Source organism: Vicinamibacterales bacterium, assembly GCA_036496585.1.
GTDB lineage: Bacteria > Acidobacteriota > Vicinamibacteria > Vicinamibacterales > 2-12-FULL-66-21 > JAICSD01.
Genome location: DASXLB010000014.1, coordinates 59,009 through 81,891 on the forward strand (window position 1 = coordinate 59,009; position 22,883 = coordinate 81,891).

Below are 22,883 nucleotides of genomic sequence, written 5' to 3' on the forward strand. Positions count from 1 at the left end.
CGGTAGACTGTCGCCATGAAGCCGATGCTGCTCGCGGCCAGTGTCATCATTGCTGCGACCGCCGTCCTGCCGGCAGGACAGGGGCCGCGCCCGCGGGTGGAGAACCTGACGCTGACTGCGGTCGACGGCATCAAAGTGGGCCACTTCACGCTCGCCGAACGGCCGACCGGCTGCACCGTGATCCTCGCGCCCGAGGGCACGATCGGCAGCGGCGACGTGCGCGGCGGCTCGCCGGGCACCCGCGAGACCGATCTGCTGAATCCGGCCAGCGATGTCCACATGGTCAACGCGATCGTCCTGGCCGGCGGCAGCGCCTACGGCCTCGACGCCGCGAGCGGCACGATGCGGTGGCTCGACGAGCATCACATCGGCTACCCGGTCGGTGACGCCGGCGTCGTCCCTATCGTGCCCTCGGCGATCCTGTTCGATCTACGGTTCGGCGGCGACCCGAAGGTGCGTCCTGGCGCCGACTGCGGGTATCGCGCCGCGGAGGCAGCCGGTCCCGCGCCGGTGCAGGAAGGCAACGTCGGCGCCGGCGCCGGCGCGACCGTCGGAAAGTCGAGCAGCGACGGTGGCCCGATGAAGGCGGGCATCGGCTCGGCGGCCATCAAGTATCCGAACGGTCTCGTCGTCGCGGCGATCGTTGCCGTGAACGCGTTCGGCGACATCATCGACCCGGCGACCGGCAGCGTCGTCGCCGGCGTGCGCGGGCCCGACGGCAAGCTGGCCGACGTCCGCAAGTGGATCCGAGACGGTTCGCAGGCGCATGGACGGGCCGGCGAGAACACCACCATCGGCGTCGTCGCCACCAACGCGAAACTCACCAAGGCGCAGCTGCAGAAGGTTGCGCAGATGGCGCAGGACGGCTACGCGCGCGCGATCTCGCCCACCCACACCCCGTACGACGGCGACACCGTGTTTTCGCTCGGCACCGGCACGTGGACCGGCGACGCCAACTACGCCAGCGTCGGCGCGATGGCGGCCGAGGCGATGGCCGAGGCTGTCGTCCGCGCCGCCACCACCGCGACGTCGTCACACGGCCTGCCGAGCGCGCGCGATCTCGGCACGGTGCCGGCGCGGTTCCGCTAGGCCTGCGACGCTCTACCGCGTCGAGCTGCCACGGCACGCCTGAGAGGACCGGAGATGTCACGACGCACGCTGATCGCCGTCCTGCTTGCCACTGCGGCGATCGCCGTGTGGGCGCGGCGGGCAACCGTTCTCGACGCCGCGCAGCCGGCGCGGCCCAACTTCGTCGTCTTCCTGACCGACGATCAGGGGTACGGCGACCTGTCGTCGTTCGGCCATCCGACGATCCGCACGCCCAATATCGATCGGATGGCCGCGGAAGGCATCCGGCTGACGTCGTTCTACGCCGCGCCGGTGTGCACGCCGTCGCGGGCGCAGCTGCTGACCGGCCGCTACGCCTTCCGATCGAAGATGTACGTCCCCTACGGACCGGGGGCTCCCGAGGGGCTCGCCGACGACGAGATCACGCTCGCCGACGCGTTGAAGCGCGACGGCTATCGCACCGGCATGCTCGGCAAGTGGCATCTGGGCGACTTCGACACCCGCCCGGAGTTCAATCCGCTGCGGCACGGCTTCGACGTGTTCCTCGGCATTCCGTACTCGCACGACTATCGCCGGCCATTCGTGCCGGACGCGGTGCGCGGCGTGCCGCTCTACCGCGGATTCGATCAAGTCGAACGTCCGGTCGACGCCAACACGCTCACCGCTCGGTTCACGGAGGAAGCGGTGCGGTTCATCCGCGAGGCCTCCGGCCGGCCGTTCTTCCTCTACATCGCCTACAACATGCCGCACCTGCCGGCTGGCGCCTCGCCGCGCTTCCAGGGAACGTCGACGGCCGGGCGCTACGGCGACGCCGTCGAAGAAATCGACTGGAGCGTCGGCCAGGTGCTGGCGGAGCTGAAGACGCGCGGGCTCGACGAGCGCACGATGACGCTGTTCTTCAGCGACAACGGACCGTGGTCGAATGCGCCGGCGCGATCCTTCCAGGAAGGTCAGACGCTCTGGGACGCCGGCTCGGCCGGCCTGCTCCGCGGCGGCAAGGGGACGTCGTGGGAAGGCGGTATGCGTGTGCCGGCCGCGGCGCGGTGGCCGGGGACGATTCCATCCCGACAGGTGTCGTCGCAGATGGCGTCGGAGCTCGACGTCTTTCCGACGTTCGAGTCGCTGGCTGGCGGTCAGGTCAGCCACGATCGCCCGTCCGACGGCGATGATCTCCTGCCGTTCCTGACCGGCAGGGCGCCGACCCCTCGGCGGGAGCTGTACTACATCGTGAATCGCGATCTGCAGGGCGTGCGCGAGGGCCGCTGGAAGCTGCGGTCAGCCGACGGCTCGGCGCCGGAGCTCTACGATCTCGATCGCGATCCGGGCGAGCGCCTCGACGTGGCGTCCGCCAATCTCGATGTCGTGGCGCATCTGCGCGAGCGGCTCGATCGCTTCCGGCCGCAGGTGTCGCCGGCGGCGCGGTGACAGCTAGCGGCCGGTTCCGTGCGGCCGCCGGCGCGCGCCGGAGTACAATCCCGGCTCCTATGAAGACACTTCGGTTCGTCATGTCGGGATTGCTCTGCCTGGGCGTGCCGCTGGCGGCGCAGGATCCGAAACCAGCCGTGCCTGAGACGCTCCCGCGGATCGCCGCCAAGGTCGAGAAGCTGCAGAAGCTAGACGGCTACATGCCGCTCTACTGGCAGGCGTCGAGCGGCACGCTCTTCATGGAGATCGACCGCTTCGATCAGGAGCTGCTCTATCAGGTCTCCCTGCCGGCCGGTCTCGGCAGCAATCCGGTCGGGCTCGATCGCGGCCAGCTCGGCGACTCGAGCGTCGTCACCTTCCAGCGCATCGGCCGGAAAGTGCTGATGATGCAGCCCAACTACAGCTACCGCGCGATCACCACCGACGAGGCCGAGCGGCGGGCGGTGCGCGACTCCTTCGCGCAGTCAGTCTTGTGGGGATTCAAGGTCGAGGCCGAGGATGGTGGCCACGTGCTCGTCGACGCGACCGCCTTCTTCCTGCGCGACGCGCACGGCGTGGTCGATCGACTGCGGGTGGCGAAGCAGGGCAGTTACAAGCTCGACGAGAGCCGCAGCGCCTTCTACCTGCCGCGCACCAAGGGATTCCCGCAAAACACCGAGATCGAGACAACGCTGACGTTCACGACCGACGGTGATCCCGGCCCCTACGTCCGTGAGACGACGCCGTCGCCGGCGGCGGTGACACTGCGGGAGCATCATTCGTTCGTGCAGCTGCCGGATTTGGGCTACAAGCCGCGCAAGCTCGATCCGCGCGCGCCGTCGTTGGGCATCGTGTTCTACGACTACGCGTCGCCGATCAGCGAACCGGTCGAGAAGCGCTGGATCCAGCGCTTCCGCCTCGAGAAGAAGGATCCGAACGCCGCCGTCTCCGAGCCGGTGAAGCCGATCGTCTACTACGTCGACAACGGCGCGCCCGAACCGATCCGGACCGCGCTCGTCGAAGGCGCATCGTGGTGGAATCAGGCGTTCGAGGCGGCCGGCTTCAGGAACGCCTTCCAGGTCAAAGTGCTGCCGGCCGACGCCGATCCGATGGACGTCCGCTACAACATGATCAACTGGGTGCACCGCTCGACGCGCGGCTGGTCGTACGGCGGCGGCGTCGTCGATCCGCGCACCGGCGAGATGATCAAAGGCAACGTCACGCTCGGATCGCTGCGCGTGCGCCAGGACTTCACGCTCGGCTCGGGCCTGATTCCGCAGTACGCGGAAGGCATGGCCTGCCTCGCCGACCTGTCGCCAGAACCGGACTACCTCGCGGCGCTCGACCCGTCGGTCGACGTCACCGCGATGTCGCTGGCGCGGATCCGCCAGCTGGCCGCGCACGAAACCGGCCACACGCTCGGCTTCGGCCACAACTTCGCCGCCAGTTCCTATGGCCGCGCCTCGGTCATGGACTACCCGGCACCCTGGGTCGACATCAAGGACGGCAAGCTCGATCTGTCGAACGCCTACGCGACCGGCATCGGCGAGTTCGACAAGTTCGCGGTGAAGTTCGCCTACGGGCAATTCGCGGCCGGCGCAAACGAGGCGGCGGCGCTCGAGCAGGTCCTCGAGGACGGCGTCGCCCACGGCATGCTCTACATCCAGGATTCGGACGCGCGGCCGCTCGGCTCGGCGCATCCGCTGGCCAGCCTGTGGGACAACGGGTCCGACCCGGTCGCCACCCTCGAGCACGAACTCGAGGTGCGCCGCATCGGGCTGTCGGAGTTCGGCCTGACGGCGGTCCCAATCGGCACGCCTCTCTCCGAACTCGAGCTGCGGCTGCTGCCGCTCTACCTGCACCATCGCTACCAGGCGATCGCCGCGTCGAAGTCGATCGGCGGCGTCTACTTCACCTACGCGGTGCGCACGCCGTCAGGGCCGAATCCACAGCGGGTCGCCGAGGTGGTGCCGGCGGCGCAGCAGAAGGCGGCGCTGAGGGCGCTGCTGAAAACCCTCGACGTCGAGACGCTGCGCATCCCCGAACGAATCCTGCGGCTGATTCCGCCGGCCGCGTCCGGATACGGCGGCGGCACGGCGGAGCGATTCGAGAAGCACACTGACCCGACGTTCGATCCGCTCGCCGCCGCGTCGATCGCGTCCGACGTGACCGTGACGGCGCTGCTGCAGCGCGAGCGGGCGGCGCGCACCATCGAGCAGCACGGGCGCGACGCCGCCATCCCCGGCTTCGGCGATGTCGTCAGCGCGCTCGTGCAGCGGACGTGGGGGGCGCCGCGAGCCGCCGACGGCTACGGGCAGGCCGTGCAGGAAGTGGTCGAGGACGTCGTCACCCAACGGCTGATGGACCTGGCCGCCGACGCGCAGGCGAGCCCGCTGGTGCGCGCGCAGGCGTCCGCCGGCCTGCGCCGCATCAAGGCGATGACCGCCACGACCGCCACTGCCCACGCCGCCGCGGCGCGTGAAGACGTCACGCGCTTCCTGGCGCGCCCGGCCGACGCCTACAAGAAGACCGATCCGCTTGCGACGCCCCCGGGCGAACCGATCGGCGGCCGGGGCGGACGGTGAGCGTCGTCTCGCGCGACCACATCGACGCCGCGCGCGAGCGGATCAGGGGCGTGGCACGCGTGACGCCGATGATCGACGTGTCGGCAATCGCCGGGCGGCCGCTCTTCCTCAAGTGCGAGAACATGCAGCCGGGGGGCGCGTTCAAGATCCGCGGCGCCTACAACATGGTCGCGCAGCTCGCGCCGGCCGACCGCGTCCGCGGCGTCATCACCTATTCGTCCGGTAATCACGGACAGGCGGTCGCCATCTCCGCCCACGCCGTCGGCGTCCCGTCGGTCGTCGTCATGCCGACCACCGCGCCGGCGGTGAAAATCGACGGGGCCAAGCGATTCGGCGCCGAGGTCGTGTTCGCCGGTACGACGACGCTCCATCGAAAGGCCAAGGCGGAGGAGATTGCCGCCGACCGCGGCCTGATGATGGTGCCGCCGTTCGATCACGAATGGATCATCGCCGGCCAGGGCACGCTCGGCCTCGAGATCCTCGAACAGTGTCCAGACGTCGCCACCATCGTCGTGCCGATCGGCGGCGGCGGCCTCATCGGCGGGGTCGCGGCCGCGGTCAAACCGGCGCGTCCCGACGTCGCGATCGTCGGCGTCGAACCGGCCGGCGCGGCGTCGATGAAGACGTCGATCGAGAGCGGCGGCATTCGCACGCTGGATGGGGTGCAGAGCATCGCCGACGGCTTGCTCGCCGTGCGTCCGGGCGAGCTGAACTTCGCGATCGTGCGGCAGTTCGTGGATCGTCTCGAGACGGTGGAAGAGCACGAAATCGCCTCGGCATTCCGCTGGTTGTTTTGCGATGCGAAGATCGTCGCGGAGCCGAGCGGCGCCGTCACCGTCGCAGCCGCGCTCCGGGATTCGGCGACGTTCGCGCCGCCGGTCGTCGCGGTCATCAGCGGCGGCAACCTGGATCCGTCAATGCTGACGGCGTTGCTGTCATGATCGCCCGCCCACCTAAACTGCGCGCAAGCGGCGCGAAGCGAAGTCTCTCTGTCGAACCATGAGTCTCGAAATCTTCGCCATGGAGCGGATGCAGTCGACCTGGGAGAACCTGGTCGACTACGACATGAGCGAGAGCGGCGTCCGGCCGTTGACGCTGCGCGAACTGGTCGAGATGGGCTTCGACCTCGAGTCGTTCCTCGACGTGCCGCTCGGCTACAGCCAGTCGAACGGCACGATCGAGCTGCGCGAGCGGATCGCCGCGCTCTATCCCGGCGCCACCGCCGATCACGTCGAAGTCACCAACGGCACGTCGGAAGCCAACTACCTGATCGCGTTGAGTCAGCTCCGCCCCGGCGACGGCGTCGCGATGCAGCTGCCGAATTACCTGCAGATGCCCGGCGTGGCGCGGAGCCTCGGCGCCGAGGTGCACACGTTCCGCCTGTGCCCGGACCGAGCCTGGGAACCGGACTGGGACGAATTCGAGCGCGCCGTGACGCCGCGGACACGGTTGCTCTATCTCTCGAATCCGAACAATCCGACCGGATCCGTCCTCTCGGCGTCGTCGATGGCGCGCATCGCCGCGCGATGCCACGACACGGGCACCTGGCTGCTGGCCGACGAGGTCTATCTCGGCGCGGAAGTCGAGGGTCCGCGCACGACCTCCTTCTGGGGAATGAGCGATCGGGTGATCGTCACGAGCGGGCTGTCCAAAGCGTTTGGAATTCCCGGCGTCCGCATCGGGTGGCTGGTCGGCCCGCCGCGGCTGGCCGCCGAGTGCTGGACGCAGCACGACTACCTGACGATCGGCCCGAACAAGATGTCGGATCGCATCGCCCGCGTCGCCGTCGAGGCCGCCAACCGCGAGCGCTGTTACGCACGGACCGGAGCGATCCTCCGCCACAACCTGCCGATCGCGCGCGAGTGGGTTGCGTCGTTCGGCGGACGCCTGACGTGGACCGAGCCGAAGGCCGGCGCCATCGGGCTGATGCGGTACGAGGCCGACACGCCGAGCCTCGAGATCGCCGATCGCGTCCGCGTGAGTCAATCGACGCTGATCGTGCCGGGCACGCACGTCGGCATCGACGGCCACTTGCGGATCTGGCTGGGCGGCACGGAAGCGTTCCTGCGCGAGGGCCTGCGTCGGATCGGCGCCGGACTCTCAACGCTGCTCGACTGAGACGGGCGTCGCGGATGGCCCTCGATAGACGAACCGCCCGGGCAAGCTGAATCGCGTCAACCTCCATATCCGCGCTCTTCGCTGTTAACCAGCCGCACGGTATCGAGTAGTAAGCGGGTGAAGGAGTTACCGACCCCATGCCGCTGTCCCGGACCGTTCGTTTCGCCTATGCTTTCGCCCTCGTCTTCCCGCTGGCGCTGGCGCATCCAGCCTCGGCCCAGCCGCGGAAGCCGGCCCCGCCCGAAGCCGCGCCGGCGCTCCGCGACGTGGCTGCCCCGCCGGCGGTCTCGAACATCGACGCCGAGGACACCCGCCGCCAGTTCGAGGACGTCCTCAAGGCCTACCCCACATCGCTGCCGCGGATTCTGCGGATGGATCCGACGCTGCTCGACAACGCCGAATACCTCCAGACCTATCCGGCGCTCGTCACCTTTCTCGCGCAGCACCCCGAGATTCGCCACAACACCCAGTACTTCTTCGGGCGCTACGGCGATAACCAGGGCCCGGTCAACGCCCAGGATCGCGCCATCGACATGTGGCGCAACACCGTCGAAGGCTTCACCATCGGAACCGTGGTGCTGCTGATCACGTCTGGAGTAGTCTGGCTGATCAAGACGCTGATCGACCAGCGCCGCTGGTCGCGGCTGTCGAAAGTGCAGACCGAGGTACATACGAAGATTCTCGACCGCTTTTCGTCGAACGAGGACCTGCTGGCCTACATCCAGACGCCGGCCGGGCGCAGGTTCCTCGAATCCACGCCGATCAGCATCGACGCCCCGCGCGCGCTCGCCGCGCCGATCAGCCGCATCCTGTGGTCGGCGCAGGCGGGGTCCGTGCTCACCGTTCTGGGCATCGGCATCACCATCGTGTCGAGGACGACGCTCGAGGAAGTGGCGCCGCCGCTCGCAGCGGTCGGCGCCGTGATCGTGGCGCTCGGCATCGGGTTCCTGGTCTCCTCGGCCCTGGCGTACACGCTGACCCGCCGCTTCAAGCTCATGCCGGAGGAGCCGGTGTCGCAGGAGCCCCGTGGCTGAGGTGAGTTACCTCGACGTCCGGCGGCTGCATGCCGATGCGCTCGACGCCGACACCGCTGACGTAGCGCTGGCCATGGACGAAGACGCGTTCCGCGCGTTCTACGACCGGACGTCGCGAGCCTTGTGGGCCTATCTCTCGCGCACCAGCGGCGACCGCCAGGTCGCCGACGATCTGGTGCAGGAGTGCTACTACCGACTGCTCAAGAGCCGCACCGCGTTCGAGAGCGAAGCGCACCGGCGCAACTACCTCTATCGCATCGCCACCAATCTGGTCCACGACACGCGCCGCGGGTATCGGCCGGTGTTCGCCGAGGGGGTCGAAGTCGCCGACCTCGAGACGCCGCAGGGTCCTGCCGGCGTAGAAGAGCGGGCCGACGTCCGCCGCGCGATGCGGCGACTGAAACCCCGGGAGCGCGCGCTGCTCTGGCTCGCCTACGCGCAGGGATCGTCGCACAGCGAGATCGCCGGCGTACTCGGTGTGAAAACCGGCAGCATCAAACTGCTGCTCTTCCGCGCCCGGCGCAAGCTGGCGGCCCTGTTGCAACCATGATCACGAAGGGCACGAAGGAACGAATGACGAAGGAACGGGTGGCGACGGAGCTCAGCGACGCGGAGATCGAGGCGATCGTGGCCGCGGCGATCGCCGATGATGCCGCGCGGACTTCTGCTGAGGCGCAGCCGCCATCCTCGGCGATCGTCTGGTGGCGCGCGCAGATGCGCGCCCGGCAGGACGCGGCGCTCCTCGCCGAGAGGCCCATCACCATCGTCCATGCGCTGTCGATTGCCGCCGGCATCGGGCTGATGCTGAGCGTGGTCGGCTACGCGGTCGCGGGAGTCAAGGGCTCGACGGCATGGCTGGCGGCTCTGTGGCCGTCGATCGTCGCGGCGGCGGGGCCGCTGTCGGTCGAACTCTTCAGCCGCTGGCTGCCGCTGATGCTGACGGTTGGCGTGGTGTCTGTGATCGTCACGTCGATCGCCGCCTACGTCATCTACGCCGACGAATAGGTCGGGGGCCGCCTCCGGATCGGACGCCCCCCGAGTACGGATCTGAAATCCCGATCCGGAATCCGTCGCGCGCACAGGCCAGCACACGCCGTTCTTCCAGCGAAATCGCAGGGCACCGCTCTTGCCATCTTCCGTGGCACGAGGAGGTCCGATCATGTTGTGGTTTCTCGCCGTCCTGATGGGCGGACTCAGCCTGGGCTACGTCGCCGTGCGTCGCAAGCGCAAGGCGCAGGCAACCGGCAAGTAGCCGGCGGTCAGCGGCGCTCGAGCAGCGAGTTAGCGATCACCTGGCCGGGGCGCGCGTCTGTCTGCGCCCCGTCCTTCACGACCGTCACGCCGTTCACCAGTACGGCCGCGATGCCCTTCGCATAGGCGTGAGGCGCGTCGTAGGTCGCCATGTCCTGGATCGTGGCGGGATCGAAGACGACGAGGTCGGCGGCGTAGCCTGCCCGAATCAACCCGCGGTTGGCGAGGCGGAAGCGCGTCGCCGGCAGCGACGTCATCTTGCGGATGGCTTCCGGCAGCGGCAGCAGGCGCCGCGCCCGTACGTAGGTGCCCAGCACGCGGGCGTTGTTGCCGTAGCCGCGCGGGTGCGGCACACCTTCGTTCCACGGGATCACGTCGGCATCGGAGGCGAACGCCACCTGCGGATGGCGCATGATCCGCTCGACGTCTTCGTCGCTCATGACGTGATAGACCATCGAGGCGCCCCCCGCGAGCAGCATCTCGCGGGCCGTCTCCAACTGCGAGTCGACGCCGTCGGATCCGCCGCGCCGCAGGGCCACCTGCCGCAGCGACAGTCCGTCGAGTGAGTGATCGGGCGGGTACAGCGCGACAACGGCGAACCCGAGATCGTGCAGGCCGCGTGCCTCGAGCATCGTCGCCATTTCGGCCTTGATCTTCTGCCACGTCGCCGGCGTATTCAGCCGCGCCGCGATCTGCGACGGTCCGCCTTCCAGCACCCACGGCGGAAAGCGCACGGCAAGCGACGAGCTCGCGGCGGTGTAGACATACTGATCGGCGCCGACGTCGACACCCCGGGCGCGCGCCGCGTCGATCAGCGCCAGCGCGGCGGCGCTCAGTCCCCACCGGTTCGGACTGTCGACCTTCAGGTGAGAAATCTCGACCCGTCCCTCGATCAGGTCCCCGACCCGGATCGTCTCGGCAACCGACTCCTCGAGCGCGGTCCCCTCGTTCCTCATGTGGGAGGCGTAGATGCCGCCGGCGTTCGCCGAGACGCGTGCCAGCTCGACGATCTCGGGGGCCTGCGCGTAGGTGCCGGGCACGTACTGGAGTCCGGTCGAGAAGCCGATCGCGCCGTCGGCCATCGCCTTCCACACGAGCGATTGCATCCGCGCCAGCTCCGCCGGCTTCGGCAGACGGTCGTCGGTTCCCATGACCGCGTTACGGATCGTGTTGTGGCCGACGAGCGTCGCGAAGTTGAGCGCGGCCGGCCCGTCGCGCAGCGCCTGCAGCTCGGCGCCCACGTCGAGCGCGGACGCGCCGCAGTTGCCCGCGACGATGGTCGTCACCCCCATGCGGACGAAATTCGCGGCCGCCGGGTGCCGGGCGAGGTCGTCGGCATGCGTGTGGACGTCGACGAAGCCCGGCGCCACCACCAGATGCGTGGCATCGATCACGTGCGCGGCCAGCGAACGCTGCAGCCGGCCGATCGCCACGATTCTGCCGTCCTTGATCGCGACGTCGGCCGGCCTTCCCGGCTGTCCGCTGCCGTCGATGACGGTGCCGCCTGCGACGAGCGTGTCGTAGCGGAACGCCTGGCTCGACGCGCCGGGCCCCGTCGCCAGTACGGCGCAGCAGACCGCGAGCCAGGCGATCCGCTTCATGCCGTGCTCGTTCGCGGTCCCGTGGCGAGGCTCACCGCCATGCCAACGACCAGCACGACCGCCACGCCAAGCGGGTTGTGCCAGAGGTACGACACGCCGCGGGTGGCCGGGTAGAACGCGAACCCGGCCACGACCGAGATGCCGGTGAGCAGCCCGACGAACGCGCCGTGCCCGTTGGCGCGCTTGAACAGCAGCGCCAGCACGAACACGCCAAGCAGCGATCCGTAGAAAATCGATCCAATCCGGTTGACGACCTCGATCAGCGAGCCGAGCTGCACGGCGACGTGCGCGACGATGCAGGCGACGATGCCCCAGAAGGCCACGGCGATGCGCGATACCGCCAGGTAATGCGCGTCGGTCGCCGTCGTATTGAGCAGGCGCTTGTAGACGTCGATCACGGTGGCGGTCGCCGTGGCACTCAGCTCCCCGGCGGTCGCCGACATCGCCGCCGCGAAGATCGCGGCGATGATCAGGCCGACCAGGCCCGGCGGCAGACGGGTCGTGACGAAGGTCGGAAACACGTAGTTGACGTCGGGCTTCGGCGTGTCTCCGGTGCGATCGCCGTAACCGGCCTCCCCGGTCACGTCCTTGACGATCGCGGCGGCCTGGCCGCGAATCGACTGCATCTCGGCGTTCGCGGCGAGGAAGCGGTCACGGGCACCGCCGTCTCCCTTCGTCATCGCGGTGGCCGCATCGCGCCGCCGCTGGTAGGCGCCCGCGAACGCCGACTCGAGTTGGCCGTAGTCGCCCGCCCTCGCGCTCGCCACGACCCGCTGCCGCGGCTCGCCGTTGAAGAGCAGCGGCGGCTGGTTGAAGACATAGAACAGGAACATGAAGACGCCGACCAGCAGCACCAGCACCTGCAGCGGGATCTTGACGAACGCGCTCATCAGAAGCGAGTGACGCGCCTGGTCCAGCGACTTGGCGGTGAGATATCGCTGCACCTGGCTCTGATCGCAGCCGAAGTACGACAGGTGCAGGAAGAGCCCGCCGATGATGCCCGACCAGAACGTATAGGTCTGCCGCGCGTCGACATGAAAGTCGATGGTGTTCATCCGGCCGGCCGCCCCTGCGACGTGGAGCGCCTGCCCGACGCTGACGTCGTGCGGCAGCCCGAGAATCAGCGCGATCACGGCGCACACCAGGCCGCCCACGACGATCCCCATCTGCTTGACGTCGGTCCAGGTCACCGCCTGCACGCCGCCGAGCATCGTGTAGACGATGGTGGGGACGCCAATCGCCAGGATGGTCAAGGTCAGGTTCCAGTGGAAGATGATCGACAGGATGACCGCCGGCGCCGAGATGATCGCGCCCGTCGACATGCTGCGGCCGCACAGGAACAGCAGGCTCGCCAGCGTGCGCGTCTTCACGTCGAACCGCCGCTCGAGATACTCGTAGGCGGTGTAGACGCCGGAGCGGTAGAAGAAGGGAACCAGTGTGACCGACAGCACCACCATCGCCAACGGCAGGCCGAAATAGAACTGGATGAAGCGCATGCCGTCCGCGTACGCCTGACCGGTCGTGCCGACGAGCGTGATGGCGCTCAGCTGCGTCGCCATCACCGAAAGACCGACCGCCCACCACGGCAGGCTGCGGTTGGCGAGCAGATATCCGTCGATGCCCGAGGCGCCTTTGGTGCGGCGCAGTCCGTCGGCGACGACCCAGATGAGGTATCCCGCGACGACGAGCCAGTCGAGCCAACGCATGCGGAGCCGGGCCGATCAGCGGGAGAAGACGTGGCCGGTCCACCACAGCGCCGTGATGACGGCGGCATGGCAGAGAATCACGAGCGCATAGATGCGCCCCATCGGACGGGTATCCGTGACTGACGGCATCGGGGGCCAGTATAGCGGGAGCGGCAGGACGAGCGCCGAGATTGCGCGCGTGAGATAACGTCAGCCTGCAGGGTCAAGGGCGGCCAGATACGCCGCGGCGCCGTCGATCTCGCGCTCCGAAAACACGCGAAGACCGCGCGCGCGCAGCAGCGCGGCGGTGACGCCCTCCCCTTCGACGCGGGTGGCGGTGAACGCGCCGTCGTAGACGAACGTGCTGCCGCACGACGGGCTTCCGTCCTTCAAGACCGCGACGCGCACGCCGTGCCGGACGGCTTGCTCGAGCGCTTCGGCGGCGCCGAGCTCGAATTCGGAGGTCACGTCACGTCCCGTGCTGGCGCGCACCCGGCGCCCCCCTTCGATCTGGACGATCTCGGCGGGCGGCCGCGGCGTGCCCAGCCCGCCGAACACCTCCGGGCAGATCGACACCACGCGCCCTTCCTCGATCCAGCGCTGGAGGATTGGGTGCTCGACCCGCTTGTCTGAGCCGTTGTAGCGCACCGGCGCCCCCAGCAGGCAGGCGCTGACCGCGACCTTGATCACTGGCGCTACTCTGCCACCCTTCAACCGATCGTGACAATGCGAACGTGGGGACAGGCCTGGGGGCTACGCGATCGGTGAGCCGAGGCCGTTGTCGACGCGGTAGGAGGGACGCCGCGCGCTGCGCGCCGACGACACCACGAATTCGACGTGCGAATCGATGTCGCCGCGATCCAGATCGACGACGTCGGGGCCCTTGACGACCGTTTCGCCTCCGTGCAGTTCGACGGTGAGGCGATACTTTCCTTTCGGCAGTTCGATCGAAAAGCCGCCGTTTTCGATGGTGGTCGTGCTCTGTCGCTCGCCCGTGGCGACATTGACGATCTCGACCGTGCGGCCCGCCAGCGCGACGTCGCCTGGTCCGCGGACGATGCCGGCGATCGTGCCGCGCGCGAAGGGCGGCTTTGGCCCAAGGTCGACTGCCGGCACACCTCGCCGGCAGCCGCTCGCCGAGAACAGCAGCGCGAGCGCGCCCGCGAGCCACAGCGCGGTCACCCACACTGGGCAATAGTGGCAATCCGCTGCTCGATACCGACTCACGCCCAGCGGTAGTTCAAGCCCGATGCCAGGCGCGCCAGCCGCGTCAGCGGAGGCGATACAGACGAGCTTTGTCTTCCCCCGCGTCGAACTCGCCGAGATCGGCGGCACCCGCCTCTGCCAGAGCGGCGCGGATCGTGTCGATCCGCGAGGCCGTATATGACTTCTCGTGCACGATCAGGTATCGGACGCCGTCGTGGCGCAGCTGGCGGAACGCCCGCTCCCCGGGGAATTCCTGCATCCGTTCGATCCGCGCGAGATACGAACCGGGGAAGTTGCCGCTGTATCCGTTCACCAGCGGGTACCAATGAAACGTCGACAGGTACGCCGCGCGCGCGTCGCTCGTCTGGCCGCCCTCCGCCATCGGCACCTCGGCCACCACCCCGCGGGGCGAATGCGCGAGCACGCGGTAGATCGGCGGCGACGCGGTGACGAACTCCGCCATCTGCAGCGTCGTCGCGTACTCAACCAGCATGCCGCCGATCAACACCGTGCACAGCCCGATGCGGAGCGCCGGCCGGACGGTTTCGACGACGAACGCGTATCCGTAGGCGGCCAGGATGGACAGGAAGAGCAGTACGAACACGCCGAGCCGGGCGAGGGCGCGGAGCCCCCGATACGGAGGCACCAGCCTCGACACGATCGGATAGCTGATCCCGCTGTAGCCCAGCGAGAGATCGAACGCGAGGACCAGCAGCAGCAGGTAGACGATGACCCGCGCCGACGGACGGCGCAGGAGCAGGCCCACGATGGCGGCGAGCGTCACGATCGCGCCCGGAAACAGACGCCGCTCGCCGAGTCCTGGGCGGCCCGGGTTGCCGTAGAGCCAATTGCCTTCGAGCACGTTCGTGTAGTTGGACGGCTGCGCGCTGTAGGTGTGCACTTCTTCGATCGGCCGGTCGCCGACGATCGCGTGCACCCGCTGGAAGGGGCGTGCGTAGACCGCGGCAATCACGAGCGCGATCGCGAGGCCGGCGGCCAACCGCGTCACCGCCGGCTTCAAGGCCGCCCGCCGATCCACGAAGAACATCATCGCCGCGCCGGCCACCAGCAGCGTGCCGAGAAAGATGCCGTAGTAGATGCACGACAGCATCTGGAGCGCGAGGCAGAGTCCGACGGAGAGACCATGACGCCAGCGGCCGGTGTCGCAGAGGCGGTGCAGCGCCAGGAAGGCCAATGGCATCCAGATCGTCCACTGCAGCTCCATGTGCATGATGTGCTCGAAGCGGAACGGCGCGAGCGTGAACGCCACGCCAGCCACGAGGCCGGCGCCAGGGCTGCCCGTCAGGTAGCGGCAGAGCGCGAAGAGCGCCACCCCCGAGAGCGCCATCGGCAGCAGGATCATGACGTTCTGCACGGCCACCGGATTGAGGGCGGCAAACGGCGCCGCCACCAGCCCCTCGACGAGCATCGCGTCGGAATAGGCGAGCGTGTCCTTCTCCGGGTAGAAGATGTTCGCGTCGAACACGTGCGCCGGCGAGGTCGTCGACGCGTGCGCGAACCAGCGGAGACGCCACATGTTGAAATAGACGTCCTGATGCTGCGGCGCCTGCGAGTCCATGTGGCGGACCATCGGCCACGCCATCGCCGCGGTGAGCGTCAGGAAGAACAGCGTCACGCCGGCCCACGTCACGAATGCGCGGCGTGTCATCGCGGCGCAATCCCGATCGCCTGCATCAGGCGCAACGCGTTGGTCGAGGTCGCCAGCCCTGCACGGAGACGGTAGTCGAAGGTCATGGTGCCGTCGCTTCCCACCTGCTCGGTGAAGTGCGCGAGCGCGGCCGACGACCGGAGCGGCTCCTCACCCGCCAGCGCCAGATCGTGGGTGGTCATGGCGCCGATTGCGCCGGCGTCGAGCAGATGCTGCGCCACGGCGCGCACGGCCAGTCCGCGTTCGACACTGTTGGTCCCCTGCAGCACTTCGTCCAGCAGATACAGCAGCGCCGGCGGACGCGGCGCATCCGGTATGCCGCCGCGGTGCCGGTCGGCGGCGTCGACGATCTGCTTCAGCCGCGCGAGCGCCGCCATGAAGTACGACAGGCCGAGCTCCAGCGAGTCCTGCACGCGGATGCTCGTCTGAATCTCGACGGGCGGCATGCGCAGGCTTGCGGAGCAGACCGGCGCGCCGGCCTGCGCGAGCACGGCGTTCACGCCGATCGCGCGCAGCAGCGTACTCTTCCCCGACATGTTCGACCCGGTGACCAGCAGCAGCGTGCCGGGCGGCCCGACTTCGACGTCGTTGGCGACGCGGCGTACGGCGGCGATGAGCGGGTGGGCTACCGCGGTGCCGGCATAGCGGTCGGCCGACGAATCGACCTGCGGCATGGCCCAGTCGGGCTCGTCGGCACGGACCGTCGCGAGCGTCGACAGCGCGTCGAACGTGCCGAGCGAGTCGAGCCAGACGCGCACCTGCACGCCCGATCGGCGCCGCCAGCGCTCCATCGCCAACAGCACGTGGAAATCCCACAACGTGAAGGCCTGCACCGGAAAGTGCAGCAGCGCCGCGCCCCGCCTCAGCTCCGACCATGCGGCGAGGCCGGCGATCCGGCGCACGGCCGACGGGGCGGGTGTGCCGTCGCACATCGCCGCGTGCAGACGCGCGAGCAGCGGCGACGTCCAGTTCGACGAGCACACCAGATCGAGCATCGTGCCGTAACGGGTCAGCGCCTGCTCGCCGATCGCCACGCGGTCGAAGGTCCTGAACATCTTTGGTGCGTACACGAACGACAGGATGACGTTCAGGCCGAGCGGCGCCAGCCACCACGCGCCGTCGACGCCGCCGCCCAGATAGAGCGCGAGCAGCAGCAGCACCGACGCCGGAAGCAGAACCGCGAGGACGCGCATCACCGGCGGTACCGCGGATTCCGGCACCGCCGTCCATTCGAGGAACCGCGACAGCTCGGACGGGCCGAGCGCCGTCAGCGTCCCCTCGATCGCCAGCGACTCGCGCCACTCGCGGCGCGGAGCGAGTTCGTCGACGGCCGTCTGCCGCTCGACGATGCCGGCCGGCGCGGCGGGTGCGAGCAGCCAGCCGCGCAGGAGTCGCGCGCCGTCGGCCGTCGCCGTCGCCCCGAGCCACGTCGTCAGCGACGCGTGCCCGAAGAGATCCAGGTCGCGCGCGTAGGGATGCGACTCGAGATCCACAGGCGGGGGTGGCGGGACTTCGGGGAGCGCCTGCCAGTCGCGCGCCAGCCGCGCGCGGCCGATCGCGGCCAGCCGAAGCCCCGCCTCCGCCCGCGCCAGCCGCTCGAGCACGCGCGCGTGCTTGCGGACGAGCACCATGAACGCGGCGAACGCCGCGGACGCGGCAACTGCCACGACTGCGGTGCCGGGCGCGGTGCCCCGGTGCCAGGCCCAGGCGGCGAGCACCGCCGCGGCACCGAACGACAGCAGCCGGAGTCGCGAGTAGCGCAGCGCCACCCGCGTCTCGCCGTCCCGTACGGCGGACCATTTCGCGGCGCGGGTCCGGTACCAGTCCTCGGCGATCATGCGGGCCGCCGGCCCGACAGGTTCAGGCGCCAGTAGTCCAGGGTCAGCGGCGGGCCGTCGGCCGCCGCCGCGAGCGTGAGCTCGCGGAGGAACAGCCGCCGCTCGTGCGACGGCAGCCGCGCCAGGTGGCCGCGAACGCAGACATTCGCGACGAACTCCTCGAATTCGGCGGGGGCAGCGAACGCCGTCGGCGCCGCTTCGAGCGAAACGTCGATGTCGACAAAGCCTGCGGTGCGCATGCGGCGCCCGGCGGCATCGACGTCGCTGAAGTAGGTGGGTTCCGTCCATCCCTCGAAATAGTGCGCAAAGCGGGGGTCCTGCATCAGACGCCCCGCGCGTCCGAGGAGGAGTGCCAGGTTCGGCCCTCCGCCGCACTGCGCCACCAGACGGCCGCCCGGTTTCAGCGCCAGAACGATCGAGCGGAAGAGGGCCGCGTGGTCGTGAATCCAGTGGAAGGTCGCGCCGCTGAACACCGCGTCGAATGTCCGGTTGAACGGCAGCGCGGCCCCGTCGCTCATGACGAGCCGGGCCGACGGCGCATGCTCGCGCAGCCACGCTTGCGCGAGCGACAGCATGGCGGCGGACCGATCCAGGGCCACCACGCGGCCGCGCGGCACCCGCGCCGCAAGCTCGCTGGTGATCCGGCCGGTGCCGCAGCCGAGATCGAGCACGTGCTCGGATCCGTCGAGCGGCAAGCGCTCGAGCACGCGCCGGCCCCACGTCTGCTGCGGGATCGAGAGGGCGTGATAGCGATCGGCGTTCCAGTCGGACATGAATCAGCGCGTTTGAGTGTACATTCGCGCAGCCACCCGAGGCGATTCGACGTCTGAAGGGGTCGGAGGGAAACGATGAAGCTGGCGATAGCGGCCCTCGGCGCGCTCCTCGTGGCTGCGGCGTCGGCGCCGCACGGCCAGACGTCCGCACGCAAGGGGGTGGCCCTCTCCGAGCTGGCGTGGCCGGACGCCGAACCCTGGCTGACCGCTTCGGCGGTCGTCGTCATCCCGCTCGGCGCGGGCGCGATCGAACAGGGGGCGCACCTGAAGCTCGACAGCGACGCCCGACTCGCCGGCTATCTTGCAGGCCGGGTGACGGCGGCGAGCGCCGTTGTCGTGGCGCCCCCGCTCAACTATCATTTCTTCCCGGCCTACGAGGACTACCCCGGATCGACGTCGTTGAGCGCCACGACTGCGCGCGACCTCACCGTCGACGTGGTCCGCAGTCTGGCGCGGGCCGGCCCGCGCCGCTTCTACGTGCTGAACACCGCCCCGTCGGCGCTTGGTCCGCTCTCGGCCGCCGCGAAGGTCCTGTCGGAATCCGGCATTCTGCTCGGCTACACCGACCCCGACTACTGGGAGAAACAGCCCGCCGTGCTGAAGCAGCCGCCGATCGCCACCGCGCACGCCGACGAAGCGGCGACGTCGATGATGCTGTTCATCGATCCGTCGGTCGTCGACCTGGGAAAGGCGACCCGCGAGTATCCCGGCCGCCGCGCGCGATCCGCGTCGGGCACGTTCGGCGACGCCACGCTCGCGTCGGCGCAGAAGGGGGAGGCGCTCGTCAACGCGCTGGTCGCCGGCATGCTCGCCGATATCGAGACCGTGCGCAGTGCGCCGCTGCCTGACGGCAGGGCCATGCCGGCGCCGCCGTCCGCCGCGCGTCCGGCTGTCCGCTCCGAGGAGCGCATGCCGACGGGCTGCACGGCGAACGAGGATCGCGCCATCCGCGCAGTGGCCGAGCGTTTTTCCTATCTGTGGACGCAGCAGGACGCCGGGCGTCTCAGTGAGCTCTTCACCAGGAACGGCGACATCCGCCATCCGGACGGCTCGATCGAGCGCGGCCAGGAGGTCATCCTCGCCAACCGGGCGCAGCTGTTCGCGCAGAAGGATTACGAGAATTCGAGATACACCGTCCAGCTCAACGACATTCGCTGTGTCCCCGGCACCAATGCGGCGATCGCTGACGGCAAGTGGGAGCTGCGCCTGCAGCGCACCCCGCAGTCGAAGCCTGGCCGCGGGGCGCCGGCCGTGCCTTACGACTCGGGCTGGTGCACGCTGGTGCTCCTGAAGAGCGACGCCAACAGCTGGTCGATCGAGGCGTGGCGCTACACGGTCAGTCCGCCGCCCGGCGCCGATCAGCCAGTGCTGCTCGCCAAGCCCGGCTACACCGGCCGCGGAGGCGGATAGCCGGCGGATGCGCGGCCGCGTCTTCTCCCTCGACCACAAGATCATCGGGCTGCAGTACGCGGTCACGAGCATGGTGTTCCTGCTCGTCGGCTTCGGCCTGATGATGCTCCTCCGCTGGCAGCTCGCCTATCCGATGCAGCCGGTGCCGATCGTCGGTGCGCTGCTCGGCTCCCACGCGGCTGCGCAGGGCATTCTGCTGCCCGAGTTCTACAACCAGCTTGGCGCCATGCACGGCACGATCATGATTTTCCTCGGCGTCGTGCCATTGAGCGTCGGCGGCTTCGGCAACTACCTCGTGCCGCTGCAGCTCGGGGCATCCGACATGGCGTTTCCGCGCCTGAACATGGCGAGCTACTGGATCTTTCTCGCCGGCGGCGTGCTGATGCTCTCGAGCTTCTTCGTGCCCGGCGGCGCGCCCAACAGCGGCTGGACGTCGTACCCGCCGCTCGCCGACTACGCATCGATGGGCCAGACGATCTGGATTCTCGCGATGCTCCTCCTGATCACGTCGTCGCTGCTCGGCTCGATCAACACGATCGTGACGATTCTGCAGCTGCGCGCGCCGGGTCTGACCTTCATGCGCCTGCCCTTCTTCATCTGGGCCCAGCTCGTCACCGCGTTCCTGTTGCTGCTGGCCTTCCCGCCCCTCGAAGCGGCCGGACTGATGCAGCTGATGGATCGCGTGCTCGGCACCAGCTTCTTCCTGCCGACCGGGCTGCTGGTCGGCCAGCAGCCGCTCGCCGTCTCCGGCGGGGGCAATCCCCTGCTGTGGCAGCACCTCTTCTGGTTTCTCGCGCACCCCGAGGTCTACGTACTGATCCTGCCGGCGATGGGCATCATCGCCGAGGTGATCGCCAACAACATCCGCAAGCCGCTCTGGAGCTACCGGCTGATGGTCTACTCGGCCGTCTTCCTCGGCTTCATGTCGATGCTGGTGTGGGCTCACCACATGTTCCTGACCGGGATGGGCACGACGATGAGCGCGTTTTTCCAGACGACCACGATGATCATCTCGATCCCGTCGGTCGTCATCCTGACGTCGCTGTTGATGTCGCTGTGGGGCGGTTCGATCCGGTTCACCACGCCGATGCTCTTCGCGCTGGCCTTTCTGCCGATGTTCGGCATCGGCGGCCTCACGGGTCTGCCGCTCGGCCTCGCCGCCAGCGATATCCACCTGCACGACACCTATTACGTCGTCGGCCATTTTCACTATATCGTCGCGCCCGGAACGATCTTCGCGCTGTTCGCCGGCGTGTATTACTGGTACCCGAAGATCACCGGCCGGATGCTCGACGACAGGCTGGGCCGCCTGCACTTCCTGGGATCGTTCGTCTGCATGAACGCGATCTTCATGCCGATGTTCATCCAGGGACTCGCAGGCCTGAACCGCCGCCTGTACGACGGCGGCATCAACTACTCCCATGCGCACGGCCTGCAGAAGTGGAACGTGATGCAGGGCTGGGCGGCATGGACGCTCGGTGTCGTGCAGCTGCTCTTTATCCTCAACCTCGTCGTCAGCCTGTGGCGGGGGCGCGCGGCCGGCGACAATCCGTGGGAGGCGACGACGCTCGAGTGGGCCACGGCGACGCCACCTCCGCACGACAACTTCGTGACGACGCCGACCGTGTACCGTGGGGCGTACGAATACTCGGTGCCAGGCGCGGCGCGCGACTTCCTGCCGCAGAACGCTGCTGAATGAACGCCATCCCCTACACCGTCGAACGTCGCCCGGACACCGGGGTGAACAACGTCCAGCTCGGAATGTGGCTGTTCATCGCCTCGGAGGTCATGCTCTTCGGGGGATTGTTCTCCGCGTACTTCACGCTTCGCGCGGGAGCGCCGTCGCCATGGCTGCCGCTGCGGGATCATCTGGCCGGAGCAATCGCGGCGACGATTCCCTTGTTGGCGGGGACCGCCCTGACAGCCACGACGGTCAGGCGGCTGGATCGCTACCGGCTGTCGCTTGCGCTGGCGGTGATATTGGCGCTGTCGTTCTGCGCGTGGAAGGCCCTCGAGTATCAGGAACTGTTCCGCGCCGGCCACAGCCCGGCGTCGAGCACGCTGATGGCGACGTTCTTCCTGCTGACGGGTGTGCACGTCCTGCACGTCTTGGGCGGCATCGCCGCGACGGTGTGGATCGTGCTGCGCGGCGGCGCCGTCCCGGATCGGGGGCCGACGATCAATCGTCTTCGCGCGCTGACGCGCTACTGGACGTTCGTGGACATCGTCTGGCTGGTGTTGCTGGTGCTGCTGTATGTGGTCTGATCTTCTCGTCGCCTGCACGGTGTGCTTCGGCGCGGCCGACGGCCCGCTCCTGACGTCAGCGCGGATCGGCGTGCTGGTCATGGTCGCCGTCACCTGCGGCGTGCTCGCCGCGTTCGCCGCTTTTTTCCTCCGCCTCGCCAGAAAAGAAGACAGCCCGCTCGTGTCTACGGCGGCCAACCGGGACAACCCTCTCTTCTCGCGCGGGCGCGGCTGAAGTGCTGGGGCTTCCCGTCCAGGCATCGGCGCAGGCCGTCGGGCTCGATCGCATCACGACGCTGGTCCACGTGCTCATGGCGGTCACGTTCCTGGGCTGGAGTGCATATTTCGTCTACGTGCTCGTCCGCTTCCGCCGGAAGCGCCAGCCGGCGGCCGACTACCTTGGCGCGCGGGGGCATTGGTCCTCGTGGACCGAAGCGGGCGTCGCGATCGCCGAGGTCGTCCTGCTCGCGGCGTTCTCGATCCCGGCGTGGGCGTCGCGGGTCGGCCCCGCCCCAACCGACGCACTGCCGGTCCGCGTCACGGCTCAGCAGTTCTCGTGGACGTTTCACTATGCCGGGCCCGACGGCGAGTTCGGCCGCACCGATCCGTCACTGATCGCGCCCGACAACCCCGCCGGTCTCGACCGCTCGTCTCCGCACGCGGCCGACGACGTGGTGAGCGTGAACGAGATGCACCTGCCGCTGGGCCGACCGGTGATCGTGCAGCTCTCGGCGCGGGACGTCATCCACAGCTTCGGCGTGCCGGCGATGCGCGTGAAGCAGGATGCGATTCCTGGGATCGGCGTACCGGTATGGTTCACGCCAACGCTTGCCGGCACCTTCGACATCGCCTGCTCGCAACTGTGCGGACTGGGTCACTACCGCATGCGCGCCATCATCACCGTCACGTCCCCCGACGCGTTCGCCGCCTGGCTGCGCGCCGAACGCTGATCCTCGGAACAGTACAAAGCCGGCGCCCGGTCGTATCAAAGCGGAAC

At 68.9% G+C, this 22,883-nt stretch carries 20 protein-coding genes; 13 read left to right on the forward strand and 7 right to left on the reverse strand.

Going from position 1 to position 22,883, the window contains the following annotated elements; translation table 11 throughout:
- Window positions 1-15 precede the first annotated feature (15 nt).
- From VGI12_03780 to VGI12_03815, 8 genes are all read left to right on the forward strand, one after another.
- Complete coding sequence (locus VGI12_03780; GenBank protein HEY2431770.1) at window positions 16-1,089, forward strand: P1 family peptidase; 1,074 nt, start codon at window positions 16-18, stop codon at window positions 1,087-1,089.
- A 54-nt stretch (window positions 1,090-1,143) separates the two neighbouring features.
- Window positions 1,144-2,493 carry a sulfatase gene (locus VGI12_03785; GenBank protein HEY2431771.1) on the forward strand — a complete coding sequence of 450 codons (1,350 nt, stop codon included), beginning with the start codon at window positions 1,144-1,146 and terminating at the stop codon, window positions 2,491-2,493.
- Between the two features lie 59 nt (window positions 2,494-2,552).
- Window positions 2,553-5,057 (forward strand): zinc-dependent metalloprotease, encoded by a 2,505-nt coding sequence (locus VGI12_03790; protein ID HEY2431772.1) that lies wholly within the window; start codon window positions 2,553-2,555, stop codon window positions 5,055-5,057.
- A complete protein-coding gene (locus VGI12_03795; GenBank protein HEY2431773.1) occupies window positions 5,054-5,998 on the forward strand; it encodes a threonine/serine dehydratase in 945 nt (314 codons plus the stop codon). The genes VGI12_03790 and VGI12_03795 overlap by 4 nt, the downstream gene beginning before the upstream one ends.
- Window positions 5,999-6,056: 58 nt before the next feature.
- Complete coding sequence (locus VGI12_03800; protein HEY2431774.1) at window positions 6,057-7,175, forward strand: aminotransferase class I/II-fold pyridoxal phosphate-dependent enzyme; 1,119 nt, start codon at window positions 6,057-6,059, stop codon at window positions 7,173-7,175.
- Window positions 7,176-7,312: 137 nt separating this feature from the next.
- On the forward strand, window positions 7,313-8,209 hold the full coding sequence (locus tag VGI12_03805) for a hypothetical protein (GenBank protein ID HEY2431775.1): 897 nt from the start codon (window positions 7,313-7,315) through the stop codon (window positions 8,207-8,209).
- On the forward strand, window positions 8,202-8,759 hold the full coding sequence (locus VGI12_03810) for an RNA polymerase sigma factor (GenBank protein HEY2431776.1): 558 nt from the start codon (window positions 8,202-8,204) through the stop codon (window positions 8,757-8,759). The genes VGI12_03805 and VGI12_03810 overlap by 8 nt, the downstream gene beginning before the upstream one ends.
- Window positions 8,756-9,214 (forward strand): hypothetical protein, encoded by a 459-nt coding sequence (locus tag VGI12_03815; protein HEY2431777.1) that lies wholly within the window; start codon window positions 8,756-8,758, stop codon window positions 9,212-9,214. Before VGI12_03810 ends, VGI12_03815 begins: the two co-directional genes overlap by 4 nt.
- Before the next feature lie 254 nt (window positions 9,215-9,468).
- Here the strand turns inward: VGI12_03815 and VGI12_03820 are convergent, their stop codons facing one another.
- From VGI12_03820 to VGI12_03850, 7 genes are all read right to left on the reverse strand, one after another.
- Window positions 9,469-11,061: a D-aminoacylase gene (locus VGI12_03820; protein ID HEY2431778.1), complete on the reverse strand. Its 1,593-nt coding sequence runs from the start codon at window positions 11,059-11,061 to the stop codon at window positions 9,469-9,471.
- The gene (locus VGI12_03825) at window positions 11,058-12,767 is read right to left on the reverse strand and encodes a sodium:solute symporter (GenBank protein ID HEY2431779.1); all 1,710 of its coding nucleotides are present in this window, start codon (window positions 12,765-12,767) and stop codon (window positions 11,058-11,060) included. Before VGI12_03825 ends, VGI12_03820 begins: the two co-directional genes overlap by 4 nt.
- 189 nt (window positions 12,768-12,956) lie before the next feature.
- On the reverse strand, window positions 12,957-13,436 hold the full coding sequence (locus VGI12_03830) for a DUF523 domain-containing protein (GenBank protein HEY2431780.1): 480 nt from the start codon (window positions 13,434-13,436) through the stop codon (window positions 12,957-12,959).
- A gap of 63 nt (window positions 13,437-13,499) precedes the next feature.
- Window positions 13,500-13,934 (reverse strand): carboxypeptidase-like regulatory domain-containing protein, encoded by a 435-nt coding sequence (locus VGI12_03835; protein ID HEY2431781.1) that lies wholly within the window; start codon window positions 13,932-13,934, stop codon window positions 13,500-13,502.
- An 82-nt stretch (window positions 13,935-14,016) separates the two neighbouring features.
- Window positions 14,017-15,621, reverse strand: a complete 1,605-nt coding sequence (locus VGI12_03840) for a hypothetical protein (protein HEY2431782.1) — start codon at window positions 15,619-15,621, stop codon at window positions 14,017-14,019.
- On the reverse strand, window positions 15,618-17,459 hold the full coding sequence (locus VGI12_03845) for a hypothetical protein (protein HEY2431783.1): 1,842 nt from the start codon (window positions 17,457-17,459) through the stop codon (window positions 15,618-15,620). The genes VGI12_03840 and VGI12_03845 overlap by 4 nt, the downstream gene beginning before the upstream one ends.
- On the reverse strand, window positions 17,456-18,232 hold the full coding sequence (locus VGI12_03850) for a class I SAM-dependent methyltransferase (GenBank protein ID HEY2431784.1): 777 nt from the start codon (window positions 18,230-18,232) through the stop codon (window positions 17,456-17,458). Before VGI12_03850 ends, VGI12_03845 begins: the two co-directional genes overlap by 4 nt.
- A 75-nt stretch (window positions 18,233-18,307) precedes the next feature.
- Between VGI12_03850 and VGI12_03855 the strand changes: the two genes are divergently transcribed.
- The 5 genes from VGI12_03855 to VGI12_03875 are packed head-to-tail and all read left to right on the forward strand — an operon-like array spanning window position 18,308 to window position 22,836.
- On the forward strand, window positions 18,308-19,642 hold the full coding sequence (locus tag VGI12_03855; protein ID HEY2431785.1) for a creatininase family protein: 1,335 nt from the start codon (window positions 18,308-18,310) through the stop codon (window positions 19,640-19,642).
- Window positions 19,643-19,649: 7 nt separating this feature from the next.
- On the forward strand, window positions 19,650-21,341 hold the full coding sequence (locus VGI12_03860; GenBank protein HEY2431786.1) for a cbb3-type cytochrome c oxidase subunit I: 1,692 nt from the start codon (window positions 19,650-19,652) through the stop codon (window positions 21,339-21,341).
- On the forward strand, window positions 21,338-21,907 hold the full coding sequence (locus VGI12_03865; GenBank protein HEY2431787.1) for a cytochrome c oxidase subunit 3: 570 nt from the start codon (window positions 21,338-21,340) through the stop codon (window positions 21,905-21,907). Before VGI12_03860 ends, VGI12_03865 begins: the two co-directional genes overlap by 4 nt.
- Complete coding sequence (locus VGI12_03870) at window positions 21,897-22,121, forward strand: hypothetical protein (protein HEY2431788.1); 225 nt, start codon at window positions 21,897-21,899, stop codon at window positions 22,119-22,121. Before VGI12_03865 ends, VGI12_03870 begins: the two co-directional genes overlap by 11 nt.
- Before the next feature lies 1 nt (window position 22,122).
- The gene (locus VGI12_03875) at window positions 22,123-22,836 is read left to right on the forward strand and encodes a hypothetical protein (GenBank protein ID HEY2431789.1); all 714 of its coding nucleotides are present in this window, start codon (window positions 22,123-22,125) and stop codon (window positions 22,834-22,836) included.
- Window positions 22,837-22,883 lie beyond the last annotated feature (47 nt).